This is a genomic window from Methylocapsa polymorpha (assembly GCF_045689225.1).
Lineage (GTDB): Bacteria > Pseudomonadota > Alphaproteobacteria > Rhizobiales > Beijerinckiaceae > Methylocapsa > Methylocapsa polymorpha.
In genome coordinates this window covers 57,490-83,722 of sequence record NZ_CP136863.1, presented here as the reverse complement: position 1 = coordinate 83,722, position 26,233 = coordinate 57,490, and the positions used below count along the sequence as shown (strand labels likewise).

At 60.0% G+C, this 26,233-nt stretch carries 25 protein-coding genes; 15 read left to right on the top strand and 10 right to left on the bottom strand.

Annotation, left to right across the window (positions count from 1 at the left end; translation table 11 throughout):
• Window positions 1-73 precede the first annotated feature (73 nt).
• From RZS28_RS18925 to RZS28_RS18915, 3 genes are all read right to left on the bottom strand, one after another.
• Window positions 74-1,209 (bottom strand): IS3 family transposase gene (locus tag RZS28_RS18925; RefSeq protein ID WP_318655230.1). Its coding sequence is split into 2 segments (ribosomal slippage): window positions 74-942 and window positions 942-1,209, totalling 1,137 coding nucleotides; the frame shifts between segments, so codons are not numbered across the junction.
• Window positions 1,210-1,698: 489 nt separating this feature from the next.
• Complete coding sequence (locus RZS28_RS18920) at window positions 1,699-2,208, bottom strand: hypothetical protein (RefSeq protein WP_318655229.1); 510 nt, start codon at window positions 2,206-2,208, stop codon at window positions 1,699-1,701.
• Window positions 2,209-2,863: 655 nt separating this feature from the next.
• Window positions 2,864-3,265, bottom strand: a complete 402-nt coding sequence (locus RZS28_RS18915) for a coiled-coil domain-containing protein (RefSeq protein ID WP_407341217.1) — start codon at window positions 3,263-3,265, stop codon at window positions 2,864-2,866.
• An 84-nt stretch (window positions 3,266-3,349) separates the two neighbouring features.
• On the opposite strand from RZS28_RS18915, the gene RZS28_RS18910 reads away from it, so the two are divergent.
• The 4 genes from RZS28_RS18910 (at window position 3,350) to RZS28_RS18895 (ending at window position 7,594) form a co-directional block, all read left to right on the top strand.
• Entirely contained in the window at window positions 3,350-3,535 is a 186-nt protein-coding gene (locus RZS28_RS18910; protein WP_318655227.1) for a hypothetical protein, read from the top strand.
• Between the two features lie 563 nt (window positions 3,536-4,098).
• Window positions 4,099-4,749, top strand: a complete 651-nt coding sequence (locus RZS28_RS18905; RefSeq protein WP_407341216.1) for a hypothetical protein — start codon at window positions 4,099-4,101, stop codon at window positions 4,747-4,749.
• A gap of 1,257 nt (window positions 4,750-6,006) precedes the next feature.
• A complete protein-coding gene (locus RZS28_RS18900) occupies window positions 6,007-7,047 on the top strand; it encodes a hypothetical protein (protein ID WP_318655225.1) in 1,041 nt (346 codons plus the stop codon).
• Window positions 7,028-7,594, top strand: a complete 567-nt coding sequence (locus RZS28_RS18895; protein WP_318655224.1) for a hypothetical protein — start codon at window positions 7,028-7,030, stop codon at window positions 7,592-7,594. Before RZS28_RS18900 ends, RZS28_RS18895 begins: the two co-directional genes overlap by 20 nt.
• 127 nt (window positions 7,595-7,721) lie before the next feature.
• Here RZS28_RS18895 and RZS28_RS18890 read toward each other — a convergent pair whose 3' ends face one another.
• The 7 genes from RZS28_RS18890 to RZS28_RS18860 all read right to left on the bottom strand — a co-directional run bounded on the left by RZS28_RS18890 (window position 7,722) and on the right by RZS28_RS18860 (window position 15,437).
• A complete protein-coding gene (locus RZS28_RS18890; protein ID WP_318655223.1) occupies window positions 7,722-8,033 on the bottom strand; it encodes a hypothetical protein in 312 nt (103 codons plus the stop codon).
• Window positions 8,034-8,088: 55 nt separating this feature from the next.
• Window positions 8,089-8,676, bottom strand: a complete 588-nt coding sequence (locus RZS28_RS18885; RefSeq protein ID WP_318655222.1) for a hypothetical protein — start codon at window positions 8,674-8,676, stop codon at window positions 8,089-8,091.
• Between the two features lies 1 nt (window position 8,677).
• On the bottom strand, window positions 8,678-11,044 hold the full coding sequence (locus RZS28_RS18880; RefSeq protein WP_318655221.1) for a DotA/TraY family protein: 2,367 nt from the start codon (window positions 11,042-11,044) through the stop codon (window positions 8,678-8,680).
• Between the two features lie 61 nt (window positions 11,045-11,105).
• Window positions 11,106-12,653, bottom strand: coding sequence for a hypothetical protein (locus tag RZS28_RS18875; protein WP_407341215.1), 1,548 nt, complete (start codon window positions 12,651-12,653; stop codon window positions 11,106-11,108).
• A 572-nt stretch (window positions 12,654-13,225) separates the two neighbouring features.
• On the bottom strand, window positions 13,226-14,398 hold the full coding sequence (locus tag RZS28_RS18870) for a hypothetical protein (RefSeq protein WP_318655219.1): 1,173 nt from the start codon (window positions 14,396-14,398) through the stop codon (window positions 13,226-13,228).
• 11 nt (window positions 14,399-14,409) lie between these two features.
• Window positions 14,410-14,961: a hypothetical protein gene (locus RZS28_RS18865; RefSeq protein ID WP_318655218.1), complete on the bottom strand. Its 552-nt coding sequence runs from the start codon at window positions 14,959-14,961 to the stop codon at window positions 14,410-14,412.
• The gene (locus RZS28_RS18860) at window positions 14,958-15,437 is read right to left on the bottom strand and encodes a hypothetical protein (protein WP_318655217.1); all 480 of its coding nucleotides are present in this window, start codon (window positions 15,435-15,437) and stop codon (window positions 14,958-14,960) included. Before RZS28_RS18860 ends, RZS28_RS18865 begins: the two co-directional genes overlap by 4 nt.
• An 842-nt stretch (window positions 15,438-16,279) precedes the next feature.
• Here RZS28_RS18860 and RZS28_RS18855 point away from each other — a divergent pair.
• The 11 genes from RZS28_RS18855 to RZS28_RS18805 all read left to right on the top strand — a co-directional run bounded on the left by RZS28_RS18855 (window position 16,280) and on the right by RZS28_RS18805 (window position 26,233).
• Window positions 16,280-16,624, top strand: coding sequence for a helix-turn-helix domain-containing protein (locus RZS28_RS18855; RefSeq protein ID WP_407341234.1), 345 nt, complete (start codon window positions 16,280-16,282; stop codon window positions 16,622-16,624).
• A gap of 111 nt (window positions 16,625-16,735) precedes the next feature.
• Window positions 16,736-17,974: a hypothetical protein gene (locus tag RZS28_RS18850; RefSeq protein ID WP_318655215.1), complete on the top strand. Its 1,239-nt coding sequence runs from the start codon at window positions 16,736-16,738 to the stop codon at window positions 17,972-17,974.
• 48 nt (window positions 17,975-18,022) lie between these two features.
• Window positions 18,023-18,349, top strand: coding sequence for a hypothetical protein (locus tag RZS28_RS18845; RefSeq protein WP_318655214.1), 327 nt, complete (start codon window positions 18,023-18,025; stop codon window positions 18,347-18,349).
• 83 nt (window positions 18,350-18,432) lie between these two features.
• Entirely contained in the window at window positions 18,433-19,116 is a 684-nt protein-coding gene (locus RZS28_RS18840; protein WP_407341214.1) for a hypothetical protein, read from the top strand.
• Between the two features lie 294 nt (window positions 19,117-19,410).
• The gene (locus RZS28_RS18835) at window positions 19,411-20,040 is read left to right on the top strand and encodes a DotI/IcmL/TraM family protein (protein WP_318655212.1); all 630 of its coding nucleotides are present in this window, start codon (window positions 19,411-19,413) and stop codon (window positions 20,038-20,040) included.
• 15 nt (window positions 20,041-20,055) lie between these two features.
• Window positions 20,056-20,988 (top strand): DotH/IcmK family type IV secretion protein, encoded by a 933-nt coding sequence (locus RZS28_RS18830; RefSeq protein ID WP_318655211.1) that lies wholly within the window; start codon window positions 20,056-20,058, stop codon window positions 20,986-20,988.
• A gap of 1 nt (window position 20,989) precedes the next feature.
• Window positions 20,990-22,321, top strand: a complete 1,332-nt coding sequence (locus RZS28_RS18825) for a DotG/IcmE/VirB10 family protein (protein ID WP_318655210.1) — start codon at window positions 20,990-20,992, stop codon at window positions 22,319-22,321.
• A 266-nt stretch (window positions 22,322-22,587) separates the two neighbouring features.
• Window positions 22,588-24,321, top strand: coding sequence for a hypothetical protein (locus RZS28_RS18820; protein WP_318655209.1), 1,734 nt, complete (start codon window positions 22,588-22,590; stop codon window positions 24,319-24,321).
• A gap of 11 nt (window positions 24,322-24,332) precedes the next feature.
• Window positions 24,333-24,866 (top strand): hypothetical protein, encoded by a 534-nt coding sequence (locus RZS28_RS18815; RefSeq protein ID WP_318655208.1) that lies wholly within the window; start codon window positions 24,333-24,335, stop codon window positions 24,864-24,866.
• A 120-nt stretch (window positions 24,867-24,986) separates the two neighbouring features.
• Entirely contained in the window at window positions 24,987-25,595 is a 609-nt protein-coding gene (locus RZS28_RS18810) for a hypothetical protein (RefSeq protein WP_407341213.1), read from the top strand.
• A 107-nt stretch (window positions 25,596-25,702) separates the two neighbouring features.
• Complete coding sequence (locus RZS28_RS18805) at window positions 25,703-26,233, top strand: hypothetical protein (protein WP_318655206.1); 531 nt, start codon at window positions 25,703-25,705, stop codon at window positions 26,231-26,233.

Sequence of the window (26,233 nt, the reverse complement as noted above, 5' to 3'; positions counted from 1 at the left end):
GGCCTGGGAGAGAGAGCTGGCTCCGGTTGTCTGAACAGATTCCTGGAAATGATAAGTAGAGCGTCTGCCAGGGTCAGGCTGCCGCGATCTGCGACAGCCGGTTGAAATAGGCCTGATCTGGCGTCTGCCGGTCAAGGCTGGAATGCGGTCTCCTGGAATTATAAAAATGAAGGTAGCTTGCTATTGAGGCGCGGGCTTCCACCACCGTCTTGTAAGCTTTGAGGTAGGCCTCCTCGTATTTGACGGATCGCCAGAGCCTTTCGACGAAGACATTGTCACGCCAGGAGCCCTTGCCGTCCATGCTGATGGCGACGCCGGCTTTGAGGAGAACGTCCGTGAAGGCCGCGCCGGTGAATTGCGAACCCTGGTCCGTGTTCAAGATCTCCGGCTGACCATGTTTTGCTAAAGCCTCCTCCAGCGCTTCGACGCAGAAGTCGGCCTCCATCGTGATCGACACGCGATGAGAAAGCACGCGCCTGCTGAACCAGTCAACGACGGCGGCGAGATAGACGAAGCCGCGCGCCATCGGGATGTAGGTTATGTCCATGGCCCAGACGTGATCTGGCCGGACGACCTTCGTCTTGCGCAGCAAATATGGATATATTTTATGCCCCGGCGCCGGCTTGCTCGTGTTCGGCTTGCGATAAATCGCTTCGATTCCCATGCGCTTCATCAGCGTAGCGACATGCCGGCGGCCGACTTCGACGCCTTCGGCATTCAGGAGATCGCGCAGCATCCGGCTGCCCGCAAACGGAAAGTCGAGATGCAATTCATCCATGCGGCGCATGATGGCGAGATCGGCCGCGGACGTAGGCCGAGGCAGATAATAGACGCTGCCTCGGCTGATCCCGAGCGCCTTCGCCTGCTTGGCGATCGGCAGAGCGTGAGAACGGTCGATCATCGCTTTGCGCTCAACATGCCGGCCTTGCTGAGCGCGCCTTCCAAAAAATCATTCTCCAGCGTCAGCTCGCCGATCTTGGCGTGAAGGGATTTCAAATCGACGGTTGGCGCGGGGGATTCGGAGCGAATCTCTGATCCGAATACGCCGGCCGCCCCTTCGAGCAGCTGCGCCTTCCATTGGGTGATCTGGTTTGGATGGACATCAAATTGCTGGGCCAGTTCGGCCAGCGTCTTTTCGCCCTTGATCGCAGCCAAGGCCACCTTCGCCTTGAAGGCCGGTGCGTGGTTCCGGCGGGGTCGTTTGCTCATCGTCTCTCCTGCGCTGCGGCCACTTTGGCCGCGATCAGGCAGAAACTCCACTTATCCAATTGTCCAAATTCGTCGGGCCAGCTCTGAGTTCACGGAGGATCGCGCTGGGCGCCATGGCGATTTTCGCTCTTACGTGACCATTCGGCATAGCGATGTGTCCTCGCAGATGGGGCGTCGATTTCGGGTGTCTCGCCATCTGCAGCGATACCGTGGTTCGGGTCGATGAGCTCTTCCGTTCGAGCGAGACCGCCGGGGCGCTTATTTAGCGGGCCGAGTTTTCAGGCCGCTTGCTCGATTGTTGGTCGCAAGGAAGGTCGCGCTTCTCGATGATCTTGGTCTGCGCAATGCGCGAATAACGATCGGATCCGCGCTGAATTGTTGGTGGAACGCAACGAGGCGATAGCTGGCGGGCTCGAAAATCCGCGGCGAGCTTCAGTTCGGGCAGGCTTATTGCGTCAACGATAGTTTGGGTCGAAACGCGTAGTCCGCTTAGCCTCTTGTGCTTGGGTACTTGTTCTCGAAATAGGTCACAAAGAAAGTGTCGAACTTTTGGTGCAGGTCTTCGACAGCGTTTAGCTTGGCTTCGCCAGGCCAGGGCGGGCCGAAAAGGCCTTCTTCGGAAATAGCGAAGGCGAAATAGCTGTCCCGATAGGCGCGAAGGAAGGGGAGATTCTGATCGATCGCTTTGACGATTGCCTCGTCGTCCAGGCGGAGCTGCACGAAACATTCGCAGACGGCGGAGAGAGAAAGGATCCAATGTTGGACATAGGACCTGAGATTACGACCGATCGTGTCTGTTTCGTCCTCTGTTCTTTGTTCGCTGGCCGGACCCCAGAGGGCTTCTCGGGTTTCCGAGACGCGCGCGAACAACAAGCGCGTGGTGAACCAATAGCCGCTCAAGAGAGCAAGCGTGTTGTCGAAAGGCCCCGATTGGCTTTCGACTTTCGCCGACGATTTGGTTTGATTGGATGGACGACGGCTGTTCGGGGATGAGGGCACGATAGGCTCCTTGGATCGTCATATTCGGGAAGCCGCCGCTTCAGCCGGAGGAAGGGCCCAATAGAGGCCGTCGCCTGGCAGGCTATTCGCCGACGCGCCTCGCGGGGAGGCGAAACGACTTCTCCGCAAATTATACCAGTGAAGAGATTTTAGAGTAAGTGGGCGGCCGCCCTGACGCCGCAGGAAAGGGAAGCGCCGATCTCCCGCCGGCCGCCCAAGTCTTGATAAGGCGCGGCCATTTATGGCGCGCGGCCCGGCGGGCCCTTTTTATCGATCTGGCGGAGAACTTCCTGGAATTTCTCGGGAAGAGATTTGCTCGGCGCAGCTGGGAAGAGGGATCGCAATCCGTCGCTGAGAATCGCCGGCAATGAGGCTTTGTGGGGGAGGCGTCCAACTGGCGTCTTGAAACGTGGCCGATCCGGGCGAGCGGTTCGGTGGGGGCTCGCGACGGGCGTCTTGGGGGGAAAGGGGAATTGGTCCATGGTCCTCGGTCTCGATTGGATCGAGGCGAGGATCGTTTGGACTTGCGCGAAAGCCGCGCGCGGCATCGTTTTGGATCGGGGGAAAACGCGCCGCCGCTGGCAGCTTCCGATGATGGCGTCGATTGAGAAGCGCCGCGCGCCAGGGGACTCTTCGCACTCGTTTTAGTTGCGGTTCATTTCGCAAAAAGCTTGGCAAGGGAGACCAGCGCGCCGAGGATGACAATGGTCTGAAAACCGATGGCGCCGATGATCCATTTGAGTATGTCGGTTTTTGTTTCGGCGATTTTGGTGCGCAATTCTCCGATTTCGCCCTTCAGTTCGGTTCTCAATGCCGAATTGTCGCTTTTCAATTCGGTTCTCAAGGCTGCTATGTCGCCTTTAAGTTCTGTCCTCAATTCAGCTATGTCGTTTTTTAATTCCGCCTTGACCGCGGCGAGATCGGCCTTGGTGGCGAGGTCTCCCTGCGTGGCCTCGCCGAGGGCTTCAGCCAAGCTTTCGGCTTGTTCCGGGGTAAAATGACCCTTGTCCCGAAGCGTGCGGGAGACTCGGAGCGTATCGAAGAGGATGGCTGTCATCTCGTCAATATGAGGCGGGCGCGGCGGAAAGTCCAACTTGGGATTGAGACGCGGGGCAGAGGGCCCCGGTCCGATGGTTTAGCGATGCCGACGAGCATCGTCGTTGCGGGCGCGGCGGTCTTGGTCCTCTTGCTGACGGCGAACGTCCTCGACGCGGCGGCGGGCTTCATCGTCCCGGCGACGACGATCGTATTCCTCGCGGCGGCGTTGTTCTTCTTGGTGGCGGCGGTGATCTTCGTTCATTCGACAGCTCCGGCAGTTCTGTGTTGACGCGCGCCGGCGCTTTGCGGCCGACTCGTTCAAACAGATGCCATTGACGGCTTCAGACTGCGCGAACGAGAAGCGCCCGACGCCATTCTGCCGCAAGGGTTTGATCGTTTGTCTCGGGGTATCGGCGTAGCTCGTTCTTTCCCGAGAATGCGATCGCAAGCCCCGAGTCTTGCGGTCCGTGGCAGGTTTGTTGGCGGGCGAAGAGTTGCTGCTTAATCCGATGCAGCGTCGCGCTGCCCTGCAAACCAGGGGAACACTCGTCGTGTTCGGAGGCGTCAAGTTGGCCGCCCAGGTCCGCAAGCGACGTCGGATGCATTTGTCGCCTCTAAACGCGCCAATTGTACATTTGCAACCTGATTAAACGAGCTCCGAACGCTGATGATATACGGCGTTCCTGGTTTAGCCCCCTCAATCTGCACAATACCGGCATCGTAAGGCTTCAGCTACCATCCTGTGGTCAGGCGCGGAGAAAACTCGATCAAGCTGCTCGGGTCGAAGCGGACTCGGCTGAATGGATGGCAGGACGCTGCCGTCACGTCGGCGCCGATGAGGCGGAGGTGGAGATGAAAACTCGCGATAATGCTGATCCGGGAAGGCCTTTTCGCCGTGAAATGGTTCCGATCGAGCCAGACTTGGACGATTTGCTGGAGTCTATGCACGGGCGTCTTCCGTTCACCGGCGCCGACAACTGTCTTCCTGAACTCGGGCAGTTCGGGATCGACGATCCATTTCTCGCCTTGGCGAATAGCGACGGTCAATTCGAGCAAGAGGCCTTGAGATCGATCTCGAGAAAGTCACAGAGCCGGGGTGGCGGGCATTTTCATTCGGGTTTGAGAATCGCACAAGTGATCGAGGAGCACTCATTCCGCGTGTGGTCGCGAAAACTAGGCGGCGCAGCGACTTGTCATGGCCGGCGAATTCCGAAGGGCGCCCCGCACGATCGGGTCGAAGGGCTCTCTGGCCTCAAGTTGTCTGGAGATCCAGCGGCTAGAATAGAGCGATGTGAGACGAGTAAAGGAAATGCAGTGTGGCCAGGCGATCATGTGACGCATTTTTTCCGAGAGTCTCATGCAGCATCGTCGTCAAATGACTGCAGCGCAGTTACTGAGAGTGAACTCGATATTCTGAGGCGATTGGCGGAAGGGAAGCGTCTCGATCAGGCGGCATCGGAAATCGGCCTGTCGATCCATGTGGCAGTGGCCCTCCTGGGGTAGGCGCTACGGAAATTGCAGGCTCAAAATGTTTCCCATGCTGTTGCAAAGGCGATGCGTGCGGGGTTGCTTTAAAATGTAACGGAGGGATGTCACGTCGAATTCGAGAGTTGCAAAGTGTAGCGGGCAGTGTGAAATCGCCGCGATTGTCCGCTGCTGGAAACACGGCGACAATATGGCAAGTGCGACAAAGTGACTCAATGGCGAGATATGCGCGGCCTGAACGGGATGGGGGATTCACATTGCCGATAAAGAGCGTATTCTTCTGAAAACATCCAATAACATTATTGCACCTGGTTTTATATGGCGCGATGCTGCGCGTTTTACGTGCGTTCGCTGTTGCGACTTGACGAGAGTCGGCACCGTCAGATGCGAGAGTAAAAAGCCTTATACTGTCATGTAAACCGTCGCTACTTCGTACTTTAAGATGTTTTGCTTGCCGCTCCTGCGCTGCAGACCTCGTTGGCGGAAGGTTGGGACATGATGTTCTGATACCGCGATTTATAACCTTTCTGTCGGCTTGGACGTGGACGATAGAGTTTAATGAGTAGGGAAGAGGGGTTTAGATATGTGCAGTGAGCATTTTGCGGAGAACAGCAGCCATAGCACTGTCCTTATCAATCGTACCGAGAACAGGTGGAGCTCGGATCGCGCGGCGGTCAATTGTGATACAGATGAGTGCTTGGTGCGAGATTGTATAGAGGCGCGAAAGATTGCGTCAATGTTATGCCTAGGCGAGGGGTCCGTTGAGCGCTGGAGGTCATTAGTAACGACTATTGGAATGACGAAAGCAAGGGGGCGTTTAGGCGTCTCGGCGAAAATATCGATCGTGAAGGCATATATGGAGCTCGAGGTTGGTGGACTCGACAAGTTGAGCTCATTAATCGGCAGTCTGTGCAGCGATATCGAAAGTGTGCTGCGCGCTCCAAAAACTTCTCAGGGGAGTATCGTCTGGAGGTCGCCGACCGAAAGGGGATGGGCTTTGCGGTTGCTTGGAGTGGAAGTTTCAGTGAAATGGAGGAAGCGGGCCGTCGGATAGATAAGTGCTGTGGACGTTGATATCGGGTTCTGTGCGATGGAGGTTCAGAGGGACTATTTCAGAACTCATTCGCGCGGGGTGTCCTGTAGCCTTCAGGCGGGCAACAGGAGAATATCAATATGCGTGCGGTTTGTTGGCTATCCTCGATAATAGTTTTGTTCGGCCTATGCGACTCTGCATACCCAATAGAGCCGCCACATTGCGCTCTTGCGGATCCAGCTTTGAAGGCGGCAACGCTTGGAATTGCTGAAAAAGGCGTCTTTGGCGATCCAGCGCCGTCGTCGGTTTATGACTCTGCGCAGAACGCGAAAGCGGGGGCTGAATCACCGCTGAGCCCAATTGCAGACGTCGATAAAAGTCCGGTTCTCGGCCATATAGCTGAGTCAGGCGCGACTTTCCATGAACTGGGCGTCTCGCATGGCCTGAGAGGCGTTCTGGCTCGTCATGGCGAGCAATTCATGGTGCTGCAGGTGACCCCGGACGGCGAGGCGGCCGTTGCCGGAGTTCAAACGGATCTGTCGGTTCTCAAACTGCGGCTTATCGCAGGGGGTCAGGTTACGGATCTAGGGTCATCGCATGGCTTGCAAGGCTTGTTCGTGCGCAATGGAAGCCAATTCCAGGTGCTGTACGCGACGCCGGACGGAGAACGAACAATCCCCGGGGTTATGTGGGACGCGAAAGGCGTCAACGTCACTCGAACACAGGTGGCCTCGATCGCCGGCGCCGTGCCAACCGTCGTCGTTGGCAAGGATGTCGACGGAGGCGCGACCCCTGGCGGAGTGAAAAAAGCTGCGATCGATGTCGTCGCGGAAACCGCATTTGGGACGCTTGGATCGGCGTCAGCGCCGAGACTTTGGGTTTTCATTGACCCCTTGTGCTCCTATTCGGTGAAAGCGATGCAGGCCCTGCAGGCGTTTGTATCGAAGGGGCAGGTTCAGGTCGCCGTCATACCTGTCTCCCTGCTCGATTATGAGGATCAAGGGCGAAGCACGCCTGCCGCTCTCGCAATGTTGAGCAAGCCGGCGGATCTGATGGCGCTTGCATGGATGCGCGGCGATCTGAATGGACCAGCGGCTTCCGAATCGGCGCCAAAACTAAATGCGAATATGGCGGCGGCCGAGGCGATCGGGCTTCGCGGTACGCCGACTTTGATATGGCGCAAGGCCAATGGTTCTGAGGGTCGGTTGGACGGCCTTCCCGAAGATTGGAACGCGGTGATTTCATCCATGGGAGGGGAGAACCATGCCGATTTCGCGCGATGAAGACGAGGGCCTTTTGAAGGGGTCCCGCGGCAAAGGTGTGCAGAAGCAATCTCTTTTCCGTAAAGCGTGGAGGGGAACGAAATGGTTTGCGTCGGTGCCTTTTCAAGCGTTCCCCCACGAGGATATCGTTAAGACGGGCCGGATGATCGCCGGCTTATCCGATGACTTGAGGCGAGTTCGGAAGGGAGATCGTCGTTTTCGGGTCAATAAAGACTGGTCGTTCGATTTGGTCGCCACCGCGTTTCTGCACGGTGTTTCGGTGGCGGCGATCGAGGAGCTGCTCGTGCGCCGGCGGCGGGTCACTGCGAGGGCCGCCTATCTGGCCTTCGGCTTTGGTTGGTTATTCTTTTTGGGCTGGCTTTGGCGGGCGGCGACCATGCAGTGGACCCTGGGGACTGCGGCGTCGATGCTGGAATTTGCGCCGTTTTGCGTTTGTTTTTTCGTGGCGGCGTTTTGGAACGCGTTACAGAATTATCAGATTCGCACTCGCAGGCTTGCAACCGCTTGGGAATATCTGGCGACCACGGGAGCGTTTTGGCCGAGCTGAGATAAGCGCTTAGGATCCTGCGACAAATAGAACGAGGCCTCCTCTTCGGCGCAGTCAGAGCGTCGAAGAGGAGGCTCTTTTTTCTCTCCCAGATCCACTTGCGAGCAAGGATTGACGGACAGTAGAGCTAGAATGTGCCTGGTGGAACGGATTGGCTCCCTCCGAAAGCCCCAACCGCCCACGGCGCGTGCTCATAGTCTGGCCTAGAGCTTTGCGAGGATGGTTCCGCGGGCTTGACGATCGTTCCGCTGCGATTGATGACCGGCGGCCGCCAGGTCGCGTTGGCGTCAGCATAGGCGGCATAGGGATCATAATCAGGATGAGCGACGTGAGGCGACGGCGGCGCCATGTAGCTATTGGCGGATCGCACGTTGCCGGAAGCGCATCCCGCGAGGGGCGCGGCGAGGAGGATCAGAATGATGCAGGGAAAATGTCGCATGATGGGCTCCTTCGAATGAGCCCATCATGCGTGGATCCGGCGCGAATGCCGCGCCTTAGCGGGGTACTTTGCGTTCGAGAGTATCGACGAGATCTTTAACAGCGTCGCCAATCTCAGTAATCGTTCGGTGGTTCGCGAAATTCGCCCATGCGGCTTGCTGGCGTACAGCCAATTGTTTGTATTCGGGCTCGTTCGCAAGGCCGGCCTCAGCAAAGCGTTGTAGGTTTGTGGCGAAATAGCGCAAGTTGACAAAGGCTTCTAAATTGTTGTCGATGTTCGTTTTGTATCGTTCGGCGAGGGAGTTCGACATGCCGAGTAAAAGGTTTGAGTCGTCGCGCTCTACTTCGAGTGCTTTGGCGTATTGTTCCCATTGATTGGCGTGCTCTTTCCAAGATGCGACATCGGCCATATATGCGCGGATCGTGTTGTTGGCCTTTTGGACTTCACCGTCGTTGATACGAATTTGGTCGATGAGTTGGTCGATGTAGCTTTGGTCAACCATGACAGGACGGCGGCCGGCTAGGCCGTCGCGCACAAGATCCAGTGTTTGTAAATCACGCTGTGAGCTTTCAGCTGACATACGGCCCAGCTGAAACCAAGCGAAGCGACCGAGTCCGCTACCGCTACTACCGCCGTCAAACATTTCAAGTCTCCTGCGCGCTCGGGTTGTTTTGTGGGACATCCGTGCTCGCGTGAAGGGTAGAGTCCATATTCCCTGTGTTTTTCGCCGCCCCGCTGGAAGACCCATTGCCAGATTGGTGGGTGATGGCCTTGGTGCTATATCCTAGCTGATTATTTGGGCTTTGTCCCGCCAGGCGTCGGGCGGCATTGGGTTGAACCCCATCTTTGATCTTATTGAGTGCTCCGCCGACGCCGAGGAGGGCGGCGTCTCTGCTGAATTCGTCCATATCGACGCGATTGGCGGAGGCGAAGCCGATCAGCTTCGGCAGGTGATGCGGCACCAGCGAGATCATGCGGAAGGACATCAGCGCCGCGATGACATGGGTCATGACGTAGATCGAAAGCAACACGAATAGGCCGAGGAAGTTTGTGACCAGGCCGCCATTGGCAAGGACAAAGCCGGCGGCGACACCGAAGGACTCGCGGATCAGCCAGGACATCGCGGTGAAGATGAAATAGCCCAGGAACAAGCCCAAAAGCATAAGGACCGGGCGGAACAAAATATTGAAGATCAGCTCGTAGCCCTGAATGGCGCGGCCGTGCAGGCCCTCGCCTTCGAGGGTCATATGAGCGAGCATCCAAAGCGGCACGGCGATCACTGCCTCGCAGACGAGGATCAGATAGCCGGCGACGCCGGCCATCCACATGACCCAAGGGATCATTGGAAGAACAAAGGCGATTGTAAGGCCTGGGATCAAAAGCGCCATGCAGCAGAGAAAGATCGGCGTGGCGAAAAATTGGACCAGCAAATTGCTGCTCACGGCGGCGCCGGCGGCGGCCCAATTCAAGGTCAGGATGTTGAAGACGGTCGTCGCCGCTGTGCCGGTCGTCGAGGAGGCGAGACCGGCGAGGCCGAGGGCGGTCACCGACGTGATGATCAATTTTCGGCCGAGTCCCATCAGGCCGCCGAACGGGTCGGTCCATTGATTGCCGGTGGGGGACATTTGATCCGTGAAAAATTGAAGGAGGGAAGGCGTAAAGTCGATGGCGCGGAACACCTGCTCGATGGCGGAAGCGCCGTCGTTTCCGTTCGTGCGAGACATGAAAAGATCCGCATTGCCGCCCGGAACGTCGATGCCATCCGTGGTTTTCACATAAGTGCGGAGTTTGGTGAGAAAGCCGGCTTGAGCCGCGTACAGGGGAGCGAGGTCGGTCTTGAGAGAGTTGGATAGGCCCTCAAAGGTGGGCATATTGACGACGGGCAAGCCACTCACCAGGGAAAGGGTCTGCCCGTTGATCCGCGCGAATTCGAGATAATAGGCCCCTGCAGACGTCCAACCGAGGGATGAAAGCTGATTTTCATTCTGGATGAGGCCGATGCTGCCGTTGCGGGCGTCTTGGGTTTGAATGGCGGTGCGGATCTGGTTGGTGACATTGGTAGCGGCGGTCGTGAGTTGTTGAGTGTAATCGTTGGTTGCGGTGGTGAAGACATTCAAGAGAGGGTTGAGGTCCACCGCCTTTTTGTCATTCCAGAAATTGGCGGCGACGGTTTGGATCGTTGGGCGGATATCGTTTGCGAGCACGTTTTCGAGAATGGTTCGCTGAGTGGCGCTCATGTCGGTATTGACGCCGGCGATATTTATCGGGGCGTTCAGAGGCTGCGTGATTGTGACGGTGCCGCAAACAGGCGCAGTGGTTTCGTTGCCCGGCGTCATGGAATAAGAATAGGTGACGGCGCCGCCATAGGCGTTGGAAACGAGGGTCGGCGTCGGGGCCGGCACGAGACCGGGCTGCTTGGCGGCCTGATTGACAAGAGCGCGGCAGAGTTCGTCCTGCATCAGGTTGAGCACGGTGGTCTCGGTCCCGGGGATCATAGGCAGGGCGATGACCATGGCGTCAGGACCAATCGCCTGAACTGCGTTCGCGTAAACCGCGGTCGCCATCCCTATTCCCCATTTGGCGAATTGAACGACAGCGGCTTGTCCGGTCGAAAAGCCTGAACTTAACGGGAACATCATGATTGCTGCGAAGCCAAGGCGAACGACCAGCATAGAGGTCATCGCGTTGGTGAGGATCTGGGAGGATTCCGCGACCCTGTGGATGTTCATGATAGTGATATAGGAGACATAGGCCATGGCGATCGCGGTCACGAAGCCGGTGATCTGGCCCAAGATCTTTCCGATGACCGTGGCGGCCGTTCCGGTGTCGGTGGGCGGCGCGCCATTGACGGGAAAGACGGACTGGATCATCTGCCAGCTCCAGTCGTTGCCGGGGTCGAGCGCGGCCCATGACACGTTGAAACCGTTGTTATTGGCGGCGGCCTGGGCGAAGGCGGGTCCGGCAAGGGCGACGATGGTTAGGGCGATGAGGGGGGGCAAGAGGGGGCGCATGGAATCCTCGCAGATTTACTGATCCGTGAGGATTCCATGCGTTTGCGCGAATGCGATGGCGTCAAGGGCCAGGGCTTGGGCTGGGGGACGGGCTCGCTTCAGCGTTGGCGCTGGCGCCGCTTTTCAGGGCCGCGCTTACGCGCTCGAAGGCCTTATGCAAAATTTCGCGCGCTTTTTCGGCGAGATCGTCAATCGCGCTTGTACCTTGTTTGAGGCCAGGGAGTTTCGAGGCTGCATTTGAAATTTCGTCATCTAACTGGTCAAATGTTGCAGTGGTTTGGGAGCTAGAACGATTGGCGACGATTGGGCTTATCCCAGCTCGCTTGTCGCCATAGAGGCTTAGGGCAGCCGCCGCCCTATTATAGGAGTCGGCGAACCCTCGTTCTGAGTCGAGAGCGCTGTTAAATTCTTTTCGGAGATCCTCATAAGCGCCGCCGGCCTTCATCTCGGCAACGACGCCAGCCATGCCTTGCGGGTGGGCATCTGCAGCCGCACACATGCGATTGAGGACCGACGCGCCGCGCTGACTATTGAATGAATTAAGGGCGTCTAAGGCGGTCTTGGCGGAGGCTTCGGCGCCGGCAAGCGCCTCCGCGTCTCGGCGCGGCTGCATATTCTTTTGTTCGAACTTGGCGAATCGGTTGGAGTAATCTTCTTGGCTTTTGGCCGCCGACGCTTGTGCTGTTTGGGCGGGCCGGGCTTCCGATTGGGCATTGGCTTCGGTCTTGTCGCGGCGCATCGCGGAGAAAATATCGTAGAGGGCGCCGCCGGGACCCGAAAGGGTGATGTGGGGGGCGGGCTTCTGCTGCTTGGCCGGGTCTTTTGCGTTGTGGGCCTGACCCTGTTTCGGGGCCGACTGGGTTTCCGAGGCGTCGTTTTCGCTGAAATTTGAGGCGGCCGGCGTTGAGGCTCCGACGATCGGACGACGTTCGTTTTGAGGGGCAGCGGCGTGTATTCGGGACGAGTCGGCGCTGCCAGTTCCAGGCGATTGAGCCGGCTGTGTTTGGCCTGCGTCTGGCGCCGAGGCTTGCCGCGCGGCGCCCGGGCCTGTCGGCGCTACGCTTCGCCGCAGGGGCGGGTTAGCGTCGCTTGGGGGCGGCGCAGGCGACGGTGGGGATTTGTCGAAGAGGCCGAGCTCCACTTCGGCGGCGGCTATGCGGTCGCGTTGGGGTGGTCGAGGCGAGTCGGGAGCCGCGGTCGATGGGGCGTCGCGGCTGTCGGCGCCGATCGGTTCGGCGATCCCAGACTGTTGGGTCTGGCCGCGCGCAGAAGAATGTTCCGCAAACGACGATCCTGGGGGCTCTGTCGCGGGCGCAGCGGGTGTGTCGGCGCGATTTTCGTTTGGCGTATCTTCGTCGGGCCGGGTGAGATCAATTGCGGCAGCGTCTTTACGGAGATTGGCGGCTACCTGGGTCCGGCCCGCCGCTTCGAACCTTTGAGCCGCTTCGAGGATATCGTCCCGCTCGATTTCTCGGAGCGAGCGGGTTTCGACAAAAGTCGGATCTCGTTTGGCCGCCAATGCCTTGCTGTTCAGGATAGAGGGTTCGGGGGCTTCGGCGAGGGCGAGAGTTAGTTCTCCTTGGATTTGCTTTTTTTCCTCCGGAGACATCAGGGCGCTGTTTCGCAATTCAGCTTGGAGTTGTTCGACGTGCTCGGCGGGACTAATTATCGTCCTCGGCTGCCGATCCGCTGGCTGCGGCGGCGAGTCCGCGTCGGCAAGGGGATTGCGCAGAGAGGAACTCTCCAGTGCGGGGGCGTCGATCCTCGCCTCCCGTTGATTTGCCTCTTCCCGCGATATCGGGCCCTCTTGATCTGTTCCGGCCGGCAGCTCTCTGCGATCAGGCAGAGTGTCCGCTTCTCGCCTTTGGGGGGAGAGACTGTATTCCTCGAGTTGAGTTGACAGCTCATCTTGGGGATGCCCGGCGTAGGCGTTTGTCTCACCTTTTAGGTCGTTAAATCGATCTGTTTGGCCGCGCCACGCATGTACAACGAGTTGGTCCACGCGATCAGCCCAGGCGCGGAAGCGTTCGGGTTGATCGGCTTGCCTGAAAACAGGTTTCTCGACCTCCAATTCGGATGCGAGATCCAAATAGTCCAGTTCGGAGCGGCCAAGGGGTCGGGGGGTGTCCGCTCGCGGATTGAGGTTGGGGGCTTCTTCGGCCATCATCGTCTCTCTTCTGCTTAGTTGTTGGCCATGTTCGGGGTGGGCATCGGACTCGCGGGCTGATACTCGCGCTGAACTGTCGTCGCGAGGTGGGCCGCGTTGGTGCTCGCATTGAGCAGCGCGATGCGGAAATTTTGCAGCAAGAGATAGTTGGTCGCGGCAAGTTCGAGCGCGACCTCGCGTTGAACGCTCGCCGGCGGCATGGCTTGCAATTGAGCGGCGTAGTTGACGTCGCTGTAACGACGGTTGACATCCAGGGTCATGGCCTGGAGCCAGGAGCCGGTTGTGACGGGCGTCAACCCTTCATTCGTCATCTGTTGCTGCTGATCAGCTGATAGCGTGACGGATGGCGATTGAGTGGCGATCGCGTAATCGAGGACCCCGTGGGCGAGGGACATGCGGGCGTTATATTCGGCGCGATGGGCAGCGTCGTCTACGCCTGTGACCGAGGTCAATTGATCACCGCGTAGGGCCGCGGGAACGACAGGTTGAAGCAAGTTTGTAACATAATCATTTGCAGCGTTTACGCCGTTTTGGCCGTCATAGGTTCCCGTGCTGAAGAGGCTCGAGGCCCGTTGGTCGGCGTTCGGAGTTTGTGAGACAGAGCAAAGGCCAGCGTCTGCTTCCGACTGCGAGCAATAGCGCGAAAGGTGGAGTTGGCGGATGGCCTGCGCCGCCTGGGCGGAGCCGTAAAAAGCTGGTTGGCCTTTTTCGGCCTCGCCTCGAGCGTCGGTCACGTTTTCTATGGCGAGCCCGACCTTCCAGGCTTGCCCAGCGCCGACTGCGATCGTCTGTCCATTGTTAAGGGCTGCGCAATGGAGGGGACTGATCGTGTGTTCGTCGCGGATCTGCGCATTTCGGAAGTCGCGGTTGACGCGGGCGTTGGCGGTGTTGGAAGCGTCGGCTATGTCGCGCTGAGCGGCGGTCTGGCCTTTGATGTAATTGGCTTCCTGCGTAAATCCTTGACGGAGTAGAGTGGTGACGTCGCCATAGGTCGTCGGCCCAAGCGCGCTGGTGATTGAGTTCAGCAGGTTATTGGCCTGGTCTTGCAGCGCCTTCAGGGCTTGCTGAACGGCGATGCTGGCCCAATCGACAACGACCATTTGGGACAGAGCGGGGGTCGCGCCAAAGACGAGTACGCCGAGGGCGGCGCCGGTGGCGGCTGAAGTTAGAAGAGAAGCCTTTTTCATAAGAGTCATCCTCACCAAAGGCCGCCGCTAGTCGGCAGCTGATATCCGGTTGGCGGCAATCCCTTGCCGGTAATTGTGAACTTGCCGCTGTTATTGGCGCCGACGCCGATGTATCCGATTGGCGGGCCGCCGCCGCCGAACGTCAGCTTCGGGCAGGAAAAGCCGCCGCCTAACGCCTTACCGGACCCGCCGAAGAAGCCGGTATTGAAGCCGGTTAGGGTGATTCCGCATTGCTGAGTTCCCAGCGCGTTTTTCCAGGAATTCGTGATGGCGTTGCAGATCTGCCCTTCGATTGCCTGCAGGAGGGCAGTCGGGTCGAGGAGATTGATGATGACGTTGAGCCCTGTGCCTTGGAAGAAGTGGTCGAGGCAGGTCAACGATTTGATGGCTTGAGGTGGATTGATATCCTTGTCGTCCGCAGCGACCCGTGCGGCTGCGCCATTGGCCGCCGCCTGGATGATTGTGGAGCATTCGGGAGTCCCCGACGTGGTTTGTCCGAGTGCTATGGCGGGCGTTAGGGCCGCGGCGATCATCGCGGCGATGAGGGGTCTCGTCTGTGTCATATGGCCTCGCTGATGGATTGAGTTCGAAGCAGTTCGGACACGGAGAAAAGCGCGTGGATTCGCTCTTCTCCGAACATGCGAAGAATGAGGGCGTGGCGATTGAGGTCGCGGAGGGTCGCCAGGATCGCTGGCGCGGGGTCGCCGGCGTCTGGGAGCAGGAGAGCTGTGAGCAAGGCGCGCTTGTTGGGGCTGTTGGGGGCAGCCAGCCAATCGAGGAGAAGGACCATGCGGGCGTCGCCGAGCTGTTCGAGGACAGCGCGAAACGCGGTTCTGCCGGGATCTCTGTTGAGGAGTTCGAACAGTCCGTCGGGAGCGTTCGCGCGCGTCTCGTCAAGAGCGAGGCCGAGGGCGAGCAGGGCTGTTTCGACGCGCGGGTCGGCTTGAAGGCGCTGTAAAGCGTCGGGCAGCCCGCTCGCCAGGTCGGGCTCTCTTTTGGTGAGCCAGGATTTGACGGCGCCGGGGCTGAAGTCGGGCATAGGTCCTCCGCAATGCGATGCGGAAGACGATCAAGGCGCGATGCGCGAATGCTCGCGACTTTTTTATTGACGGATGGCGACAGCGTTCGGGTGGAGGCTAAGTCTTAAGCCAAGCGGGCGAACGGCGTCGCGCAAAACCGCTGCCCAATTCCGCCCGCCCTTCCAATCGACCGGGGCGTTTTGGTCGGTGCCTGGTCCGTAGGTGACTTTGATTTGTGGCGGAACGATTTGTCGCACTGCAAATGCGAGGGGAACGTGGGCTCCGAAACCCTTGGCGATGCCGATGGCATTAGGCTTAGTCGTCTTTCCAGACTTGCCCTCGGTCGAAGACGGACGAGCGGCGGGAGCCTCAGGAGTTGCCGGCTGAATAGGCTCAGTGTTTGGGGGACGGGGTGGGGCCGCGCCGGGATCGGTCGACACGATTGAAAAATCGGCGTGGGCGAGGGGGGACGCCGCGAACAGGGCGGCGATGACAAGGGTAGCGTGCGGGCGCATGTGAACCTCCATTATGCGGGGAGGATGAGCGCGCTGCGCGCGAATGGGAAAGTGGTGGTGCAAGGAACGGTTTTGCAGGCCTTTAAGGATCTGACCTTTGAAAATATAGGCGAAAACGAGACAATTTCTTAGATGTTCATGGGCTGTTCACCGGTTTCGGAGTCTGTTTTTGCTAGGTGTTATATTATGAGGTGGGACGTTCTTTAGTGGTGACGTTTTCATCGTAGAGTTTATAGGGGGGCTCGTTGGCTGGCAAAAAGAAAGAAGAGGGCGTTGGGGACGGGCCACCGGATGAGTTGCTTGCTGCGATTGGCGAACGAGTAAAAGAAATACGTACAGCGGCAGGTATGTCCCAAAGAGACCTCGGCGCCGCAGCTGGGGTCTCTCAGGGATATATACATTTAGTTGAGGGCGGGGTACAGAATATTACCATTACTGTGTTGCATAGACTCGCGGGTGGACTAGGCGTACCTCTTGGTGCATTGTTTCCTGAGAGTATTTGTGCTGGCTCTCCGTCCGATTACTCATTAGCCCGCGTGGCTAACACCTTTCGCAGGTGGACCGAAGCGATAGTCGCGCGGGGCGAACAGGATGCGGACACTTTGAAGGAGATTGGTAGATATTCGACAGTGTATAGCCAATTGGCTGAATTCCTTGAAGGCCGGAACAGCGGGAAGGGAACCAAGAAGTGAAGGTGGAAAATGTGTCGCGCATGCACGTCGCGATATATTAAATTTTTCGCATGACATGATTTATATAGTGTGTCATACAATGGCCCCAGCATCTGAACTGGGGCAGAGCGCGTGTCACAAACTCCTCACTGCGGCGACCAATCAAATCCCGTCTGGGACGGCCTGTTTCGCGTAACCGTTTCCGCGGCGGTGACGCCATTCGATCATGTCCTCGCGGGAATGATCGGAGCCGGTCTCGGCATCACCGCTCTCTGTCTGTATCTCGAATGTGCGCGAATTGGATTATTCGAGCGCGTCGCGACGCTGGGATTGCAGACTCCTAGTGACAGGCCGCTCAGACGGGGCGGCGGTCGAAACCCGTGGACGACGGAAGACGTTCAGCGGTTTATCCGGTGGTGGATGGCCGGCGTTCACGTTCGGAGCATAGCGGAGGGATTGGGTCGCTCGCCCGGAGCAATCTACGGTAAGCGCCGCAGGCTCGGGCTGCCGCAGCGCGATCGCCGGCAGCTGACCTATCGATCCCTCGATGAATTGCTGAGGGGCTTAGCGTCGAAAACCGTTGCGTCGCCCGAGGAATTGCCTGGAGAGGGCGGCGGTGAGCACTCCGTGAATTGGGATGCTGCCGCTGCGACCCAAACAGCGTCTAAAGTGATCAATACAGGAGGGGCGGCCCGTGCAGCGGAGCCGCCCTTTTCGTTTGAGGCCGAGGCCGCGAGTTCGCCGCTGGCCTCCGGCGCGGCCGACTTGGCCAGATCCACCGATCACTCTGAACGTGGCGGCGGAGCGGCATTGCAGGCGTCGATTCCCGACGAACTTTCGGTCGACGACGCCGACCTCATCGTGGATTTCAGCCGAGCAAAAGGCAATTGGCGCATCCCGGAGCTAAAGCCAACGCCGCAAATCGCGAAAAAAGCGGTCGCGGTGGACGATCCAAGCGCTCCAGGCCGAAAATCTCAGCCTCATGTCGGCCCTTCAATCAAATGGACGGCCGCGCGCGACAAAAACCTGACCGAAAGAGCGTTCGCGATGCAATCGGTGGCGGGCATTGCGCGCGATCTCGATCTGCGTCCTGGTCAAATCAGTTGCCGGATGAGGACTCTCGGCCTCGGCGAGGCGAGGAGCTTTCTTCGAAGGTCGGCTAAGGTCCGCTATTTGGCCGACTATGATGCAAATTCCACGGCGTCGAACATCAGTCTGTCCCGATATTATCTGCGCGAATGTTGCATAACGAGGACGATGTTCTGGGCTCAGCGCGGATCCGGGCAAACCATGCGCCCAGATGTGCGCAATTCAAAGCGTTACGCCAAAGCGCGTCAGGCCCGCAATGTCGCCGCCGCCATCGCCGCGTAACATTTCACGGAAAACGCAATAGTGCGTTCTTTCAAAGAGGGTGTTTCGATGAACATGAGCGCCACGCCTGGGGTTATCGATGATGTAATTGACCGTCTCGAAGGCGGCGCCGCCGCCGATTTGGGTCTTGATGCGGCTCCCATCCGGCCAAAGTGGTCGCGGGAAGGCGATGATGAAATCAAGGCGCGCGCGTTGAGGTCGCAATCGCAGGAGTCGATGCGGAAAGATCTCGCACTTCCGCTCTCCGAGCTTGAAAGGCGGCGGCCGAACAAGCAGCCTCCGGCCGCGGGCATTATGTCGGCGGTCTTGAAAGTGGGTCGACGGCTTGGGCTCAGATATCTCAATCGCTCCGGCGCGACAAAGCCGCGGGTGTGATGGCGAAAGGCGATTCCCGCCTTTCCCGAATTGAGACATCTAAGCGCGCTGGCCTGGCGAACCGCTCGTCGGAAGAATTGGCGATGCGAGACATCGTCGTAGCGGAGCTCCGAAGGCGCTGGCGCTCTGCTCGAATCATCCACGAATTGCCACTGCGTTATTCGGCGAAGCGGATCGATCTTGCGGCGATTACCGAAGCTGAAATCATCTCGGTCGAAATCAAATCAAGCCGTGACGTCGTGGATCGCGTGGAGGCGCAGGTTCGCGCGTTCCTGCCGATTTCCACGCGGGTGATTGTCGCTCTCGCTCCAAAATGGAACGAGAAGCTTCCGCTCCGGGAAGAAAGACATCCAAACCATACATCCTACATCCAACCGCTGACCGAGGCGCAAAATGTGATTCGGCGGATTGGCGATTCCTGCGTCGAAACTTGGACGGTTGACTCGGAGGGGCAAGGCATCGAGGTGACGGACGACGCTTTCCGAAAAAATGAGCACCCATGGCCGGCGCGGATATTGGACATTCTGGATGTCGCCGAACTGGTAGAAATCGCTATCGCGCATCGGCTTAGCGTCGCAAAGCGGCCGGTTCATGCCGATCTTGTCGCACTATGTTGCGGGTCGATGACGGGGCGGGAGGTGACGGCCGCTGTCTGTCGCGCGCTTCGAGCGCGGGAGGCGTTCGGGGCGAGCTCGGACCCTCCGATCAAAGCCGCTGATCCTCCTGACAAGAGTGTTAATCTGATGGAGCAACGGACGTTGTTCTGAAAGGCGCGCTATGCTCCTTTGTCGCGTCAGCCTAAGCTCTTTCTATATGCGAAATTGAGGGATCTACGAGAGCCTCGTTCGCCCGCACCAGACCTTGGCGTGTAGGGCTCGCAATCGATCAACGCGCTATGGTGGGCTTGTACCGAGGCGGTTCTTCGTTTTCCGAAAGCCCTATGAGCGCGGGTCTCCGCTCCTTGTGGAATTCTATCCGGCATGTTGCGCGGATCGAAAAGAAATATCGAAACCTCTTGATCGACGGATCGTATTCGCGCGCGCTGGGCCGAAGATCGCTGCATGCAAAACGAGCACGCGGCGGTCATGCGCAGATTATCCGATCCTGATTTTCAGGCGTCCCTGGTCAACAGGAGCATCAGCCTTGTGCTGGGCCTCTCCCTCGTTGTCGTGGTTCAGGCGATCGCGATCGTCTATATATGGACGCATCCTCCAAGTCCCCGATTTTTCTTCGTCGACGGGAAGCACGCTCCCGTTCCGGCGACGCCTTTGGACAGCCCAATTGTCGACGACCGCCAACTCCTTGATTGGACAGTGACGGCGGTCCTCGCGCCCTACAACGTCAATTACCATGACTATCCCGTGCAGTTGAACTCGTCCGGCCGGAAATTCACCCCGACGGGTTGGGGCAGCTTCGCGGCGAGCTATATCAACGGCGGCAATTTCGAGGCGATGAAGAAGGCGATGCTGCTGTGCTACGCGCAGGCGCAGCGGGCTGCGGTGATCAGCGAGGCGACCGTGCTCAACGGCGCGTTGGCCTATCGCATTCAATTTCCGATCGTCCAGACCTGCCAGAACAGTCAGCAACAAAACACGCAAAAGCTGATGGTGTCCGCGCTTGTCGTGCGCACAAATGTCGAGGATCATCCGGATGGGTTGGCGATCGAGCAGCTCGTCGCGGTTGCGCAATAACAAAGGAATTGAATTATGCGTCGAGAAGCGACGGCAATCGGCCTGGCCATGATTTTGGCCGGGCCTTATGCGTGCCTGGCGCAGCAGGCTGGGTATGGCGAGGGGGGACGGGACGGAGCGGCCCCGACACAGGTAAGCGCGATACCGCTGACCCCGGACATGATCAAGGCGCTTGGCAAGCGGCTCGGGGACAACCGACGGGCGCAGGAGGAGGTGACGACGCAATTCGCGGCGCCGAACAGCCGGCGGGTCAACGTCTCTTTCACGCCTGGGCAGACGACGAATATCATCCAGCTCGTGAAAGGCTATCCGACCGCGGTTTCGTTCTTTGATCTGACGGGCGAGCCCTGGCCGATCGAGTGGGACACGAATTCGAACCCGGCGGGGGTCGCGGGCGGCGCCAATTGCAGCTCCAATCCTAGCGCGGGCGGTCCGGCGGTCGCCGCGGTCGGCTTCTACGTCTGCACGCCGGTCAAGGGCAGCAATGTCCTCGAGATCACGCCAATGTCGCTGCAGCCGCGCGGCGGCTTGTTGGTGACGCTGCAGGGCGCGCCAAAGCCGATCAGCTTTCTTTTGGTCGGCGGCGGCGGGCGCTATGACGCGGACCTGAGCGTTCAGGTGGCGGATCGCGGGCCGCACGCCAAGCCCGGCGTCGTCCAGGCGCTTGCCCCTGATACAGCCGCGCCTTTCCTGACCGCGATGCTCGACGGCGCGCCGCCGGCGGATGCGACCCCGCTTTCGGTGAGCGGCGTATCTCCCGATGAATTGCGCGCCTGGAAGATGGGTGATCGCGTCTATCTGCGCACGCGGCTGACGCTGGTTTCGCCGGAATGGGTGGCGTCCGAGAACGGCGAGGGCGGCTTGACCGTCTATGCGGTTCCCTCGACACCCGTCGTGCTTCTGTCCGCGCATGGCCGGACGGTGTCTGCTTCGCTTACGGAGAATTGAGATGTCCGATATTTTCGCAAGGGCGCCGTTTTTGTCTGCGCTGCGGACCGGGATTTTTAACCAGGTGGGGCGCGGCGGCCCGCGCCGGCTCGTCGTGATCGTCGGCGTCGGCGGGCTCATGGTCGCCGCCGTGATTGGCGCCGGGATGATCAATTATCAGCCAAAGATCGAATCGATCACGGCGAAAATGCCGCCGATCAATCCATTGCCCGGCGGCCTCCATGGGGATCCTGCGCAGGACGCGCTGTTGCGGCGCCATGGCGGGGAGAAGGCGGAGCAGGCGGCGAAGTCGGGCCAGTCCTACACCCCGCCCATGCCGGCGAGCGTGCCTCTTCAGGAGCCGGTCGTCGTCACGGAAGTCGGCGTTACGTCCGGAGAGCTTGGGGCTCCCCTTACGCCTGCCCTTGCGCGGAACGAGCCTGAAGCCGTCAATGAGGCCAGCGTCGGACCGGTTCTCGCGCCGCCGCCAGCTTACGTGCCGCCGGAAAGTCCTCACATGGGGGCGCGCATCGAGCACGTGAATGCGACCGGTTCGGGTGAAATCGATCCCGCGATGCAGAACGCGCTCAACGACTTGTATCGGGGCTGGGACGGCCATCCCCCGCGGACCGACATCGTGATCACGCCTGCGGCCGATGTGGAGGGCGACTATAGCACGAACGCTCTTCCCCGCACGCGGAACGAACAGAACTCCCCCGGCTCCAGCCGTGCGCCGGCGGCCGGCGCGCCGAGCCCCGTCGCGAGGATCGAAACAGTCCTTGTGCCGGCGGGTCGCGGCATTTACGCCCATACCGTCCTGGCCGTGAGCTCAGACACGGGGGGACCGATCGTGCTCGAGGCGGATACCGGTCCCTTGGCGGGCGATCGGATGATTGGGAGCTTTTCAAAGAACGGCAATGATCGGCTAATCGTTCGGGTTTCGACTATTGAGCATCGCGGTCAGTCGCTCGATGTCCGGGGCCTTGTCGTAGCGCCGGACACGATGGAGACGGCGGTCGCCTCGAGCGTTGACGAGCATTATCTCGAGCGGTTCGCCTTGCCGGCGGCGGCGGCCTTCGTATCCGGTCTCGGGCAGGCGATCGCCTTGTCGAACGCGACGACGCAGGTCTCGCCGTTTGGCGGGTCGGTCACTCAATTTGGGCAGTTGAACTTCAAGCAACAGCTGGGCGTAGCGGCGGGTGCGGCGGGTCAGCAGGTTGGACAGACGCTGCAGCAGGAAACCCCGAAGGGGCCGACCGTCAACCTCGCGGCGAATGTCAGCGTCGGCGTCATGTTCCTATCGAATGTGGTCTTGCCGGCGCACGTAGGAGCGACCTCCGCTGTCTACAAATAGGGCGCGGTCCTAAAACTCATCGGCGCCTAAACACACATTTGCGCCGATCGGGACGAGAGGGAGGGGACACGGATGGGCGCGCAGGCGTTGATGAAATCGATGCGGAGCTTGGATCTGATCGTGGTTCGACCAACCCGCGAGACTGCGCAATTGCCCACGCGGCCTTTGGCTCGACGTTCGGGAGGTTTCGAATCGAATTCAAATTCGATCGATTGATTCGCGCGTCTTGAGGCGATCCTCGCGCATAGCGACCAGAGGAGCGCATCATGAACAAGCACATCGGGAATTTGGACGAGAAGGACGTCGGCCGGTTTGAGGGCGAAGATGATAAAGGCGCGGGGCCTGTCGGCGCGACGAACGGGGCAGCCTCAAGTGCGGCGGCCTCAAATGAGGCGAGCCCTGCGCTGATCGCTTTGCCGGGGGAAGCGCCGCCGGCTTTGTTTGCGGCGGCGCGAGATGAAGAGGACGCGCGCTCCGTCGAATCCCTGCAATCCTCATCCGCGAGCTTCAGCAAACGCTTCGCCGAGGGGTTTGCGCGTGGCCGAGGGTTTTTGCGGGGCGCGAAAACTGTTGCCGCCAAACCCGACGAGTCCCCGGCTGATCGCGAAGAGCCCATCCTGGCGCTGAGCGGAACAGAGGAGCCGGAAGTCGCAGGCGCAAGCGGGGCGGCGCCGATCGGCCTGCCCGGAGAGATTTTGCTTTCCTCCAGCGACGAGCGCGAACAGGAGCTCGTCGCACCGACCGCGCGCGTCGGCTGGCGCCCGCCGGCATTGATCGGGGGTGGGCTGGCGACGGTCGGCATCCTGGCGTTCGTGGTCGGCTCTTTCGTAATCCCCAAGGCCACGCCAAAGCCGCTGCGCGTGGCCGAGGTCGGGGCGCCGCCGGTTGACGTGCTGATTGCGCCGTCCGCAAAAATCGCGGCGGTTCCTCCCCGCGCGCCCGCAGCCGATCCGGTCCGCGAGGCGCCTGTCATCATCAACAAGGATCGTCTCCTGACCGAAGTCCTGTCGTTCAAGGATGGCGCCGGGGCATCCGCGGGAGGTGCGGCAAAGCCTGAAGCCGGACAGAACCCGCTCGCCGCGGCGGAGCTTGTTCCCACTCCGGTCGTCGCGGAGGTTGGGGCGGACGCGCCAAGCGCGCCAAGCGGCGCAAAAGCAGACGCTGCGAGTCCTGTTGCCGGAAAGCTGAGCGCTGGCCCCATGCTTGGAGGGGCGGAAGCCGAGAAGACTGAAACTGAGCCGCGAAAATCAAGCGAAAGCGTCGAGGGCCGCGCGCTGGAAGCCCGGACCGATCGCGCCGAGACGAGAGCGCCAAGGACGCCTCCGCGGGAAAAGAAGAGCGGCGATGCGGCCGCCGAAGTCCGGGTGACGTCGGTGCGCCCAAGCGATCTCGCCAAGCTGGCGCCTGTCCCAGGCCAGGCTGCGGCGCCGATAGAAGGGCCCGGGAGTGGCGAGGCGGCCAAGTCCGCGCATATCACGCCGGCGCAGGAGACCGAGGTGCTCGCGATGGTCACGGAGCTCGGGGCGATGCTGCGCGACGCGAAGGCTGAGATCGCCGCGCTGCGAAGCGACCAGCAAAAACTGACCGGCGCGGTGGACGGCGAACTGGCGGATTTCAGGCGTCGGTTGTCGCTGACCGAAGCGCGTCGCGCGCTCGACAGCGCGAAGGCGCAGCCGGCGGCGTCGGCTGAACCCACGCCCGCGGCGCTTACTCTCCCCGCGAGCCCTTCGGCAGTCGCGCCGAAACCGGGAACTGGTTCGCCGAAGGGCGCGGCGATCGCGGAGGCTCCAGCCGCTCCGATCGAAGCGCCGCGTCGCTATCGCGTCCAGGCGGCGTCTCCGGGTCTCGCCATGCTGGCCGAGATCGACCGCAGCGGGGATGAAGGGGCGCAATTGCAGGTGGCGGTCGGCCAAAGCGTGCCGGGTTATGGCCGGGTCAAAAGCATTGCTCAGCGTGGAACCGCCTGGGTCATTCAGACTGAACAGGGCGCCATTCAATAAGGGGCACGGCCATGCAAGGGCTGGTAAATTTCGCCGGGCAGATCGGCAATGCGATCGCGATCCTGCTGCCGACATTCTGCTATGCGGCGGCGCTGGTGTGCTTTCTCTTCGCGGGCTGGGGGTTCTGGATGCAGTCGCATCCAGAAAACCCGTTTCGCGGCAAGCCGTGGATCCCCTTTGTCTCCTTGGTTCTCTCCGGCGTCTTCTCGACCTTCGACCGGACTTTGACCATGGCCAATGCGACCGCCGGAACGAATCTGCAAGTCTCGGTCACGGCCCTGACGAGCTATACGCCGCCGACGATCGGCGGAGTCCTCGGCGCAGGACCTGGGGAGACAGTGGTCAATGTCGTGCAGCTGTTTCTCGGCTTCTTTCAGAGCTTCGGCGCTATGGCATGTTTTTTTGCGTTCCTCGCCTGGCGCTCGGTCGTCAACGGCCGGAGCAACCGGTCCGCAACGAGCTGCGGCGTTCAATTCGTGTTCGGAGTGATGCTGATCAACATCGCGACGATCACGCAATGGCTCGTGACAATGTTCCAGGCGTGAGGAGTGCGCTTCTTCGTCGGCCTTCATCAAGTCTCCGACGCGCGCTGCTTTGACGCGGCCTGCATCTCGGTCAACCGCCTCCGATCGCGCAAGAGCGCGTTCGCTGGCGGCGACTGGATCATGGATTCGGGCGCATTCAGCACGATTCTGACGCATGGGGGCTATCCTCATGGCGTCGAAGAATACGCAGCCCAGATCAATCGCTGGAAGGTCTGCGGCCGTCTACTGGCGGCGGTCGGGCAAGACTATATGTGCGAGCCGTCGATGTTGCGCGTGACTGGGTTGATCGTCGCCGATCATCAAAGACTGACGATCGAGCGCTATGACGCTCTTCTGCCGCTGATCGACGACGTTTACGTCATGCCGGTTCTTCAGGGTTACCGGCCCGAAGAATATGTCGATCATATCAGGCAATATGGCGATCGATTGAAGTCCGGCATGTGGGTCGGCGTCGGTTCGGTCTGCAAGCGCAATGGCGATCCTACGGCGATCGAGGCCGTGCTGCGGGCGATAAAGGGCGTCCGGCCGGATCTCCGGCTTCACGGATTCGGCGTCAAGGTCGCGGCCTTCAGTTCTGGCCTGATTCGCGAGTGGTTGGACTCGGCCGATTCGATGGCGTGGAGTTACGCTGCGAGAAAGCAGGGCCGAAATGCGAATGACTGGCGGGAGGCGCGGCGATTCGCTGAGCGAATAGAGCGCATGCCGTTTCAGCTTTCGCTCTTTCACTAGGCGTTTTGGCGTCCTCATTTTTTTTCTTGACGGGCGTTTTTCATTCGCGCAGGGCGCGGCGAAGCTCCTTTGCGAGGGGTGTCCCTCACATTCGTTAGGAGCAACACGTGAAGAAACATTTCAAATCTACGTTCAACGTTTTCAAATCCGCGAAGAGGGGCCTCGAGGCTCTTTTTGTCGTGGCGTTCAATGTTGCAGTCGGCGGCGTTCAAACGATCGCGCGGACTTTCGGTTTCACGAAACGTCCCTTCGCTGCGAAAGCGCGCCTTCAAGCGCTCTTGGGCGGGGCGGTCGGTTCGGCGCTTGTCGGGGGTCAGGCTTTCGCTCAGGCGGCCGGCAACACGATCGGCGGCCAGGTGCAAAGCATGGCGACCGAATTTTCGACTGCGTCGGGCTTCGCTGGCAGCACCGCCATGTACGCCGCCGCGTTGATCTGCTTCATCGCCGGCGTCTGGTATCTCTGGAAGTCCCGTCAGCCCGAGAACCGCGAAAGCGGCAATGTGGCGGCGGGCGCGGCGGGGCTCGTGCTGACCGGCCTTTTCGTCGCCGGCGGCGCCTGGATCAACAAGGCTGCGCAGACAACCTCCGGCGGCGCGGCGACGATCACCAGCACCGCGGCGGCGGTGACCTTCCAGTAA